The 10467-nt window shown below is 55.6% G+C and carries 8 protein-coding genes; 3 read left to right on the top strand and 5 right to left on the bottom strand.

What is annotated here, in order from left to right:
- Positions 1–278: 278 nt before the first annotated feature.
- The 4 genes from RCI20_RS01375 to RCI20_RS01360 are packed head-to-tail and all read right to left on the bottom strand — an operon-like array spanning position 279 to position 6977.
- On the bottom strand, positions 279–1478 hold the full coding sequence (locus RCI20_RS01375; RefSeq protein ID WP_306602684.1) for a DUF3322 domain-containing protein: 1200 nt from the start codon (positions 1476–1478) through the stop codon (positions 279–281).
- Positions 1453–4830, bottom strand: coding sequence for an ATP-binding protein (locus RCI20_RS01370; RefSeq protein ID WP_306602683.1), 3378 nt, complete (start codon positions 4828–4830; stop codon positions 1453–1455). The genes RCI20_RS01375 and RCI20_RS01370 overlap by 26 nt, the downstream gene beginning before the upstream one ends.
- The gene (locus RCI20_RS01365) at positions 4820–5563 is read right to left on the bottom strand and encodes a DUF4194 domain-containing protein (RefSeq protein WP_306602682.1); all 744 of its coding nucleotides are present in this window, start codon (positions 5561–5563) and stop codon (positions 4820–4822) included. The genes RCI20_RS01370 and RCI20_RS01365 overlap by 11 nt, the downstream gene beginning before the upstream one ends.
- On the bottom strand, positions 5544–6977 hold the full coding sequence (locus RCI20_RS01360) for a DUF3375 domain-containing protein (protein WP_306602693.1): 1434 nt from the start codon (positions 6975–6977) through the stop codon (positions 5544–5546). The genes RCI20_RS01365 and RCI20_RS01360 overlap by 20 nt, the downstream gene beginning before the upstream one ends.
- Positions 6978–7134: 157 nt before the next feature.
- Here RCI20_RS01360 and RCI20_RS01355 point away from each other — a divergent pair, with 157 nt between their 5' ends.
- The gene (locus RCI20_RS01355) at positions 7135–8022 is read left to right on the top strand and encodes a WYL domain-containing protein (protein ID WP_306602681.1); all 888 of its coding nucleotides are present in this window, start codon (positions 7135–7137) and stop codon (positions 8020–8022) included.
- Position 8023: 1 nt separating this feature from the next.
- Here RCI20_RS01355 and RCI20_RS17720 read toward each other — a convergent pair whose 3' ends face one another.
- Positions 8024–8161: a hypothetical protein gene (locus tag RCI20_RS17720; protein ID WP_373691450.1), complete on the bottom strand. Its 138-nt coding sequence runs from the start codon at positions 8159–8161 to the stop codon at positions 8024–8026.
- Between the two features lie 266 nt (positions 8162–8427).
- Between RCI20_RS17720 and RCI20_RS01350 the strand changes: the two genes are divergently transcribed.
- Together RCI20_RS01350 and RCI20_RS01345 are read left to right on the top strand one after the other, a co-directional pair.
- The gene (locus RCI20_RS01350) at positions 8428–8772 is read left to right on the top strand and encodes a helix-turn-helix domain-containing protein (RefSeq protein ID WP_306602680.1); all 345 of its coding nucleotides are present in this window, start codon (positions 8428–8430) and stop codon (positions 8770–8772) included.
- Positions 8772–10073, top strand: coding sequence for a type II toxin-antitoxin system HipA family toxin (locus RCI20_RS01345; protein ID WP_306602679.1), 1302 nt, complete (start codon positions 8772–8774; stop codon positions 10071–10073). Before RCI20_RS01350 ends, RCI20_RS01345 begins: the two co-directional genes overlap by 1 nt.
- Positions 10074–10467: the final 394 nt, after the last annotated feature.

The raw sequence follows: 10467 nt of genomic DNA, 5'->3' as shown, positions 1-10467 counted from the left end.
GCCGCCGGCGCCGACTTGGCTTCTGGATTTCCATCGAAAGTGTCCACCATCGTTTTTAAGGGGACACGATCTTCGCGGTCTAGCGCGTCAATTTACAGATGAGTTTGCCGGGCGCTTACGTTGTTCATACGGCTAGGTCCGAACAACAAACCCAGTCGCTATCCAGTATTCCGGGAGTGGCCAGGGATGCCCTTTGCCCGCGTAGTAGCGCAGGGCGCACTGCCCAGTGTGCGAGGATTGCATCTGCACGTGCCCCGTAGATATGAAATAGCCGCTAATCAGCCCGCTGCCAATGAAGGTAAGTGCTGGTGCTGGTGCGGATGTTGAATATTTTCCAAAGCCTTTTGCCAAGAAATACGTTCCTGCTCCAGTCTTAGCTGCGAACCCCAGGTGCCGTTCCTCAAACCTTCGAAAACCTCCCGCTCGCTTTCGGTCAGCCATGGCAGCTCGGCCTCCGGACACTGCACATTCTCTTCACACCACAACTCCTGGTGAGCAAGGAAAGTTTCTTGGTCCATCATGACTGATACCAACTGAGGGAACAGACTGCGTGCTCGATTCAATATGGCATAACCGTGGGTGTCAATGTCACCCCAATACACGGCATCGCAGTCTCGTAACCACGAAAGTTCGGCTAGCAGGCTGACTGCGTTACCCAAGCGCATAAAAGCAACCGTTCCTTCCATGTCCGGAAGGGCCAAGCCTGTTTCGAGGTTCTCTACGATGATGACGCGTTGTGGCTTTATCAACAGAGCAGCGAGTTCATGAGTCGGGGCTTCAATATCATTTAGGCCACCAAGCAGGCCGCGAAGTTGGGGACAGAGAACGCGCATACGCACTCTCGGCTTGGGGCGTCTCAGTCCACAAACTGCATAGAAGTCGCCTGATTCGTCACTGTTCCGGATGCTTTTCAGGAGCTCAGTGATGATGCCTGTTCGCTTCTCCAGCCATTTGGTGTCGAGGCCGATAACTGGCAGTTGTCGTGGCGCTAATCCTGATGCCGGGTTTCTCTCCAGCCAGTCGAGCATTGCAAATAGCCTGGAAAAATCGGTCTCGGCGTAGTCTGCTAAGACATTGAAGTGCCTTCCAAGCACTGAATTACCCGCGAGTTGCGGCCAACGGCGCGTGATGGCCTCATAGCGTTGGGTTGCGCTACGCCAGCGCCGACCCTGGCCAACGATAGCCGCCACTTCAACAGGGCCTGCGAGCTCCAATGCGGCAGGTAGTTGTTGGGCGCCTAGGCGAGCCCATTGCCGAGCCACCCAGGATACCTTGGCTGGTCCAGACCATGAGGTCCAGGCATCGACCCATTGCCGTACGCTAGAGACATCGCTGGCGACAGCGTTTTCCGTGGGGATGCCCAGCGTGACGGTCATCGGCCATTGGCCTTCGCTTAGAAGCCATGCCTTGTGCTGGTTCGTATAACGACGCGACAGGAAGTCGACGACGTCTTTAGGCAGCAGCAGTTGCCTGGCCATCGCCATCCTCCGCTTTCCATTTCAGTCGTTGAGTCTCATCGTCATAGTCGATAGGAATTGCCGCGGAGAATTTGCGGTCCTTGATGTGAATGAAGCAGGCACCACCAATGAAGGGTTCTAGCGTCATAACGGATTTGAGAGGCGTAGCCACAATCATCTGGAAGCCAAAGGTTTTGAAGATGTTCATCGCCATGGCGGTGAATTCAGCATCCGCCTTGTCGAATGCTTCGTCGAGCACTACCGTCGAGTACGTCGGCAAAGCTCGGTCGTGGCCGCCCAGTTGATAGCGCAGTGCAGCTGCCAGACAGGTTGCTGCCAGCTTTTGGCGTTGTCCGCCCGACTTGCCGGCACCACTGCGATAGACCTCGATTTCAAGTCCCGATTCATCAAGTTCTATGGCAACAAACTCAACGTGCTGTCGGACGTCGAGCACCACCGCTCGCCAATTCCGGTCGACAGTTTCCTGGCTGGATAACTGCTTCACGAGGTCATTGAGTACCTTGAACCGTGCTTCCGCACTTTCCTTGTCCTGGCTGAACGAATAGCTGAGCGCCTGCTTCAAGCTCTGCTTGAAATCCAGTACATCCTTCAACATGCGGTCCTGGGTGTCGATGACGAGGTGGGTTCCGGGGCCGAAGGGGGCGGTTTCAAGACTTTCGTTCACCACATCCATGCGGTCTCGAATCGCTTTGCGTTCCTGGTCGAGCTGGGTCGATAGGCGAGTCAGATTCTGGTCGCTTTGTTCCCGCAATAGGCGCAGGAAGCGCTCCTCAAACTCGGGAAGCCCATCTTGCTCCAGGCGCTTTAGCTTGGCAAAGAAGTCATCGGCACTAGCCATTGTCGGGTCGAGTCCACCGGCTTCAGCGGGCCAAGTTGTCACGAATATTTGGAATTGGCGCTCGATGACTTTGATGTGGCCGTGGATGCTTTCATCCAGCTTTTCCTTTTCTTTATTGATGCCACGTTCAACTTGAAGGGTAATTGTCGCGAGCGACGACAATTCGAGCGCCTTGGGGACTTCGTCATAGCGCCGCTTGAGGTTCTCTAGTTGCTGAGGGGGAAGGGGGAAGCCAAGGAGTTCTGACCGCAATTCCTCCAAGTTGGTTTTCAGATTGGCGAGGTGGCTTTCTGCCGTCTGAATGGACACCGTGCAAGCGTTCTGTTTCTTCAGTGCAGCTTCATAGGTATCCACTTGGCGTTTGACTTGCTCGTCAAGGACTGCCAAGTCGGGGTGTGTCTTTTGCTCATTTTCTAGCTGGGTCTGGAGGCTAGTAATACGGGTTAGCATGGATGCGACATCAACCTCTACCCATTGCAGGTTGGCTAGTGTCTGGCAATGGACGAAGCGTTGCTCTCGCTTGGTGCCAACCTCGGTGTGAACTTCCAGCGTTTTGCGCAGGTGTTCGTGGTCACCGGCCAGTGCCAAGGCTTTGTCCTTGAACAGCTTGAGCTTGGCCTTGTTATCAAACCCGAGGACCCATTGGGTCTGGTCATCGACGCGACGTCGGTCATCCTTTTCATGCCGGATGGTGTTGTGCTTGATTTGGCCTTCTCGTGTTACTGCGCGGGTCGCATTTCGAAAGGCCTGGAGGCTATCAACGCAATCGTAGTTGAAGTGTGCTTTCAGCTCATCTCGTAACCATTCGGTGTGAGGGCCTCGGGCGAACTGGAGCTTGCCGACAAGGGAGGCGGGTCCAACGGAGCGGATTTCGGCGGGACGCTCGATAACGCGGAGATAGGTCAGGCGCTCGCCAATATTGTTCTCGTTGAGGTAGCTGGAGACGGCAGGGTAGTGTTTATCGGCCACCAAGAGGGACCGCGCAAAGCCACCCAAAACTCGTTCGATGGCTCCCCGCCATTCGCCGTCCTCGTCCTTCACCTCGATGAGCTCACCGGCGAACGGTAACTTATCCTCGGCGATGTTCAGGGCCTTGGCGAGTTGGTCGCGGATACCCAAGAGACGGGCTGGAATGTTGGAGGGTTGCTTCTCCATCGCCGCAATTTCTAAGCGGATGCCGGAGAACTCTTCTTCGCATTTATCGAGTTTCTTCTTGAGTTCAAATGTCTTCTCGCCGTGTTGAGCTCGCCAAGCCTCCGCCTCAATAACCTCCTGGCGGGCTTCATCAGTGCGGCGGGCAAACTCCGTGGCGTTATCGGGGTAAGGCCAGGCAATCGCCTGGCAGGCGGCTTCTGCCAAATTGCGTTTGCTCAGACGCGTATTTCGCTGTTTCTCTGTATCACCAATTTCCTTGGTCAGTTGCTCGATGCGGCTGCCGCCGGAATCGGAGCGTTTTTGTTGAAGGCCTTGCAGCATCTCATACTCATTGCGTGACGTTGTCTCCAGTTCAGACAACTGAGAGTTCAACACTTCAATGGAAACTTGGCGCTCGCGAACCGCGGACTCCAACAGGCGTTTTTTCTCTCGCTCCGAGTAGGCGTCGATAGCGACCGACAGCGCTTCCAGCTCGTTTTTCGTCAGCTTGGCAGAATCGAGCTGAAAAGCCTCGGCTTGTGCAGGGCTCAGCGTCTCGATTTGGCGACGTGCCTCAACAACTGCCTGATGAGCCTCGTTCAACTCCTGGAACTGGGCAACTAGGTTGTCAGCTAACTCAAAGGTTTCCGGTGCATCGAGCATGAAGTCGCGCAGGAAGGTGTTGAGGTCACCGAGATTCTTGGCGGATTGGGTCTTATGGAGGAGACGCAGCGCGCGTTCGTTGTCGATGTCGAGTAGTTGCCGGAACCGCTCCTGGTAGCCACTAAATTCTTCTTTGACCGAGGCATCGGGCAAGTCAAACTTGAAGCGCCGGACTTCAAAGTTGTTGTCTGCAAAAAACTGCAACTCCCGGACATCGAATTCCCGCTGAAGAATCAGATAGCGCTTGTGGACATCGCTGGACGCCGTACTCTTGCCGCGGACCCAGAGAACTTGGGCCAACACGACAACACGGCCGGTGCCATTCCGATATGTTTCAGCAATGGCTGACCATGTGGTTTCTGGGCGGAGATATTGGGAAACGTACTCGCCGCTATCGCCGGTCTGTTGCGACCAGGCCCCACGAATGTAGGTTATGAGATTACGGTCCTTGCTATGGCGCTCATCCTGGCGGGCTGCAACGTTGAAATCCACCCATTTTGGAGGCGTAAGGATGGCAGCATGGGCATCCAGAACTGTCGATTTTCCTGAACCGGATGGACCTAAGAAGAGGTAGCCACTCCGTGGGATAGTGAAGTCGACGACACCGTTGAATGTGCCCCAATTGAATATCTGAATCTTGGTCAGTCGGAACTGATTTACATCTGCCGGACTATCGGCATACAGCTCCAGGGTGCCTTGCGGTTCTCTATTCATCATCTTCTCCCTGGACTTCTGCTTCTCCGGGCAATTCGTTCGTTGGTTCTGCTTCTACGTCATGCCCTTGGTGCAGAAGCCCCTGATAAGTCCGGGTCAGTGCTTGAATTTCTTCGGCTGGGAACAAGAGCTTCAAGGTCGGCGAGACTTCGAAGCGGTCGTCGGCGCCGCGAAGCTTCTGGATAAGGCTGAGTTTTTTGGCTTTCTCGATGGCGCTTTGACACTGCTTGTCGAAGCGTGCATGGTCTGCGTTGCCAGTGCGTTCATAGACACTGAGGTGCTCAACCATTTCCAGCCAAGACACGACTGCCCGGTCGCCATGGGTATCGGCTTGGGTTAGCCGCTGTCGAAGGAACAGGATAAGTACCGACTCAAGGAAGGTCAGGTGGGCACGTCGCAGCAGAACGGGGATTTCGATGTCCTCGGCAACAACCTGTCGGGTGAAGGCAACCTTCTGGTCATGGTCAATGACCAATTCCAGGAAAAGTTCGTGCAGACGCTCCCTGAGTACCGGTTCATCGCGCAGCAATACTGCCCACAGATTGCCCTGGCGCCGGCCATCGACGGCAGGTCCGAGGAGAAGTTGGACGAGCACCCGTCGGGTTTCATGGGGAATGCACCCTAAGTCACCGGGGAAAACGGCGCTGTCGGATGTGTTGTCATTTTGGACCGTTGCTAACAACTCCGACTCGAGAGGCGTCTCGGCCGGGTAACTGTCATTCGTCGAATAGTTCAAGAAGGCTCTCCCTGACAAAATAGATGGCCGGGACTTTGGCCGTTCGATGTATTCCGTCGCTTCCCAACCAGCGGACCAACTCGGCATCGCTGGTGAGTTCGCCATGTTTGGCACCCAGCGCCACGTAACCGACTACGCTACCAAAGCCTTGTTCTGCCGGAAATCTCTCCAGCATCTGGCCTACAGTGATTTGTGAGGCGGTTGCCAGCGCCTCTCGCAAATGTTGGCGGAGGGTGCGGAAATCGATTTCCGATTGGCGTACCAGTTCTTCCACCACGTCCAAGCCCAATTCCGATACTTCGGCATCGGGCATTGAGGCATTGGCGACATTCAAACTGGGGTCATGCAAGGTCCACTGGCTGACCGAGCGAATACGACTGCTGGTCAGCGAGAGGGAGTAATTCAAGGCCAAATTCGGTCGGACGTGGTCACGAGCATCAAGCGCAGCTTGTTGGGCTTCTTTCAGCAGGCTGTGCAGCCGTCGCTGCTCCTGGAATTCTCGGCTTTGGACGAAGGTTTTTAGGCTGCGGGCGAACTGCTGAACAACCTCATGCACAGTGCCGCCCTCGGCCATCAAGGTCGCCGTCAGATTCTGCAGGAAGCGTCGCTCCCGCAGTTCCAATCCTCGAGCAAAGGAACGTGATGTCACAGCATCCAATGATTCCATCAAGGTAGATGACTGTTCTCCATCAGTGAGGAGTCGCCAGAAGGCGGTAAAGGTTTTTCCGTGCTCACTCTGGGCAATCAGGTCGACGCCGGCAAACAGTGCCTCGAGGACTTCGCCGCGACTGCCATCGCTTTCCATGAGACTTTGCCGTAACCCTCGATTCAGTTTGTCGAATTCATCGCGAACATTTCGGAAATCGGCAGCGAGGTCCTCGGCCAACGCAATGACTTCTCGGGTGCGTTCCAAGGCGCGCTCATCGGGTAGCGTGACGACGCCATCGCGTTCCAGGGCAAGAATTTCGGCATCAATTCGCTCGCGTTCTGCGACCAGCGCAGCCATCCGGGTTTGTGGATTGGCATCTGTTTCTTCCGCTAGTCGGGTCAGTTGTTGAATCACGTTGGCCAGGCGGCTCTCTGTTGCTGCCGTACGTGGCTTGAGCAAGCCATTGATGAAGCGCAAGGCAGAGGCCGCCTCGGCAGTGAGCTCAAATTCTTCCTCGCTAGCGCCTGCTGGAAAGCGTCGACTTAGCCAGCCATCGGCAATCCAGTTGGCAACATAAGCTTGCGGGGTTTGGGGTAGGTCATGGCCGTGAGTACGAAGTACCTCGAGTTCCCTGGCCAAGCGTTCATGAAACACTGAACTTGGAAGTGTTTTTTCTTGGTCGAGTAACAGGCTTTGCAGCAATCCCATGACCAGCGGTGCTTTGTCAGCCGCCAGCAGCCGCCACAAGGGGCGGCTGCGCAGCATTACTAGCCCAGCAGAGGCACGGAGTGCTTTCATAAGTCACTCCTTCGACTGGCTATGAGAGTGTGCATTGCTCTATCCAAAATAGATGAACGTATAAAAACTATATGCTCAAAATCGGCGTGCGTAAAGTTTTTATACGTGTGCTAAAGTTGCCGCCATGAAAACGTCGACTGCTCTCACGCCAGAATCTCGGACCTCGACTCGCTGGGGCCCCGAGAAACGTCTGGAGTTCATCGACTTTCGTCTGCGTTGGGATGGGCGGTTGAATCGCGGTGACATCTCTGACTTTTTCGGAATTTCCACCCCGCAGGCCTCACTCGACATTGCGCGCTACCTCGAGATGGCTCCCAGGAATGCGCTCTATGACCGCAGTGAGCGAACTTATATTGCCACCGAGGCATTTCAGCCGCTTTTTCCGTCCAGCCAGCCACAAAAATATCTCAGCGACTTGCTGGTGCAAGCATATGGCATATTGGACCAAGGCGTCAGTTTTTTAGGATGGGTTCCGCCGGTTGGTGTGGCACCTACGCCTGTACGGATGTTGAATGCCGATACGTTGATTGCGCTATTGGGAGCGATACGACGGCGGCGGGCGCTGGAAATGACTTACCAGTCGATGACGAGTACGGTGCCAAAGAAGCGACTCGTTTCTCCTAAAGCATTTGGTCATGACGGCTATCGTTGGCACGTTAGGGTGTTCTGCCATTTGGAAAATGGCTACCGCGATTTTGTTGTTGCGCGAATTCTCTCGCTGGGTGGCGAGTTGTCACCGCCGATGGAGCCGCCCCAAGACCTTGATTGGGAGACCTCAATAACGCTGGTTCTGGCTCCCAATCCAGGGCTAGCAGAAGCACACCAACGGGTCATTGAACTCGACTATGGGATGGAAAATGGTGAGCTGTGTTTTCAATGCCGACGGGCACTGCTGCTCTACGTTGTTCGCAATTTGGGTTTAGATGATGTTTCGGGGAAGAACCCGAAGGCTCAGCAAATCATCCTGCGTAATCGGTCAGAAATTGAGGCGTTCTTGCCTCATTCAAGGTAAATCACGACTGATTGATAATCGGAAGCACGTCCACGAAATCTCTGTGCATCTGCCGTACCGGCCCCATGTTCTCAGGTATCCCCGTCAGAATGGATTGGAGCTGTGCTCTCAGCGCGACTACGGCGTTCGAGTTTCGAATGACGTCGTAAAACCTCCCGCTCGCTTTCGGTTAAGGGCACATGACCCAAAGAGCGCCCAGCCACTCCCTTCAAAATAGCCGGCCTTCTAGTCGGGTTGTTCGTTTATGACTAAACAGAAACCATTATTTACAATACATCGATTTTATGCCAACAATGGTTACTCTTAATCAGCTTAATCCGCACTCACGTATGATTGCGATAGCTCCCTCTTAAGAGAAACCATTATTGACAAAATGCGGCCAGTTTGCATATAATGTTTTTCACTATGCCCGCAAAAGCCCCCCTTCTCTACCCCAGCCAGACCAAGCTCCTCAAGGAACTGGGTGAGCGCTTGCGCGATGCGCGCCTGCGCCGCCGCTTCTCGGTCAGCCTGGTCGCCCAGCGGGCGAATGTTTCCCGTCCGACCATCAACAAGGTTGAGCAAGGGGACCCTGCGGTCACCCTAGGTACGTATCTGCGAGTTCTCTCTGTGCTTGGCCTCGACAAGGACCTCACTCAGGTGGCGGCAGATGACCTGGTTGGACGGCGGCTTCAAGATGCTGCGCTCCATGTGCCCCGGCGGGCGCCGAAAAAGAAAACGCTGGCCGAGCCTGCCGCGGAGGATATGTGATGTCGAAAGCGGCCAAAGCGTCCCGCGTAGAGACGCCTGAAGGCCTTGAAGTCTGGCTGGATGACGCCCATGCCGGCGAGATGGCTCACATGGGACGGCTCTATCGCGCCGGGATGCATACTGTTCGGTTTGAGTATTCCCCTGAATGGCTCTCACATCCGCTGGCGTTCGCCCTGGACCCGGAGCTGACCCTGGCGGCGGGCAGCTTCTATCCCAAGGATTCGAATTTTGGCATTTTCATGGACAGTTGCCCGGACCGCTGGGGGCAGGTCCTGATGAAACGCCGCGAGCTGGTAGAGGCTAAGCAGGAGGACCGAGCCCGGCGGGAGCTGACAAACTGGGACTTCTTCCTGGGTGTCCAGGACATTACCCGGATGGGCGCGCTTCGATTCAGTCCATTGCAGTCTGACCGACAACTGAAGAAGGGCGAACGCCCCTTGTTTGCGACTACGGCATGTCTGGCCAACGAAGCTTTATCCGCGCCGGCCTTGACGCACCTCGGTGAGTTGCAGAACGTCGCGCTTGAGCTTACCCGCAAGAAGGTTGATGACCTCAATTTGCTGCAGCAATGGCTGCGGGTGCTGGTCGCGCCCGGGGCTTCTCTGGGCGGCGCTCGACCCAAAGCCAATCTCCAGGATGGCCAGGGCAGGTTGTGGATTGCCAAATTTCCGGCCGCAGACGATGAGCACGACTGGGCGCTGCGTGAAAAGCTGTTGCATGAATTGGCTGACGACTACAAGCTGGCTATTTCTCCGGCGAAGCTCGAGCGCATTGGGCACGACTACCACACCTTCGTCACATTACGGTTTGACCGGCACGAAGGCCGCCGGCGCTTTTTCACTTCCGCCATGTCCCTGCTCGGCAAATCCGACAAGGACGAAGCATCCTATCTCGAGCTCGCCGAGTTCTTGTCCACCCATGGGGTGGAGGGCCATATCGACGCTGACCTGAAGGAGCTATTCCGCCGGGTGCTGTTCAACGTGGCGACCGCCAATCGGGATGACCATCTGCGCAACCATGGGTTCATCTGGCATCCAGGTGGCTGGCGACTGGCGCCGGCCTACGACATGAATCCTTCCACAAAGAAGGATGAGCACGTCCTGGCTCTCGACGATAGCAGCACCGAACCTGATTTCGAAACAGTGCTAGCCACCGCGGAACTCTACCGGCTGAGCCAAGCGGAAGCCCAGGCCGAGCTGGCCAGCTTGCGGGTGGTGATTGGCACCTGGGAGCAGCGCGCAAAGACGCTCGGGCTGTCCGCCGAAGACCGGCTCGAGTTGGAGGACCGGCTGATGTTCTAGCCGGGCCGACGTTCGGGAATGTCGAACCATTCCGTTGGTATTGCGCCGACCCGGTAGGTCTGTGCCGGAATACCAAACAGCAGAGTATGAAATGGGGTAGTTTGAAAGACTGCCGATTTTTCACAGTAACCCATTGAACTGAAAGTGAATGGGTCAGCTGAGTAGTAACGCCCAAGTACGGCGGTATTAGGTAGTACATGCCCCTAGGCAACTTAATCGCCGCACGCTACTGGCAGCAGCATCATTGGCCGGGTGCTGTAGGCCGCACGGCCGTCAAGAGAATGGTCTGTGCACTGGCAGGGTAACAAGCGGCTATACCACTCGGTGGTGAGCTTTGAGGAGGGACGGCCGATGCATCGGTTGTATGTGGCAGCAGTTATGGGATGGAAAACGG

It is taken from the genome of Azonexus sp., assembly GCF_030824335.1.
Taxonomy (GTDB): domain Bacteria; phylum Pseudomonadota; class Gammaproteobacteria; order Burkholderiales; family Rhodocyclaceae; genus Azonexus.
This window is presented reverse-complemented; position numbering and strand designations above follow the sequence as displayed.

What these genes read in the sequence shown, in the direction of transcription:
- RCI20_RS01370 (WP_306602683.1), bottom strand. Translation starts at nt 4,830, where the DNA reads ATGATGAATAGAGAACCGCAAGGCACCCTGGAGCTGTATGCCGATAGT.
- RCI20_RS01350 (WP_306602680.1), top strand. Translation starts at nt 8,428, where the DNA reads ATGCCCGCAAAAGCCCCCCTTCTCTACCCCAGCCAGACCAAGCTCCTC.
- RCI20_RS01345 (WP_306602679.1), top strand. Translation starts at nt 8,772, where the DNA reads ATGTCGAAAGCGGCCAAAGCGTCCCGCGTAGAGACGCCTGAAGGCCTT.
- RCI20_RS01375 (WP_306602684.1), bottom strand. Translation starts at nt 1,478, where the DNA reads ATGGCCAGGCAACTGCTGCTGCCTAAAGACGTCGTCGACTTCCTGTCG.
- RCI20_RS01360 (WP_306602693.1), bottom strand. Translation starts at nt 6,977, where the DNA reads ATGCTGCGCAGCCGCCCCTTGTGGCGGCTGCTGGCGGCTGACAAAGCA.
- RCI20_RS01355 (WP_306602681.1), top strand. Translation starts at nt 7,135, where the DNA reads ATGAAAACGTCGACTGCTCTCACGCCAGAATCTCGGACCTCGACTCGC.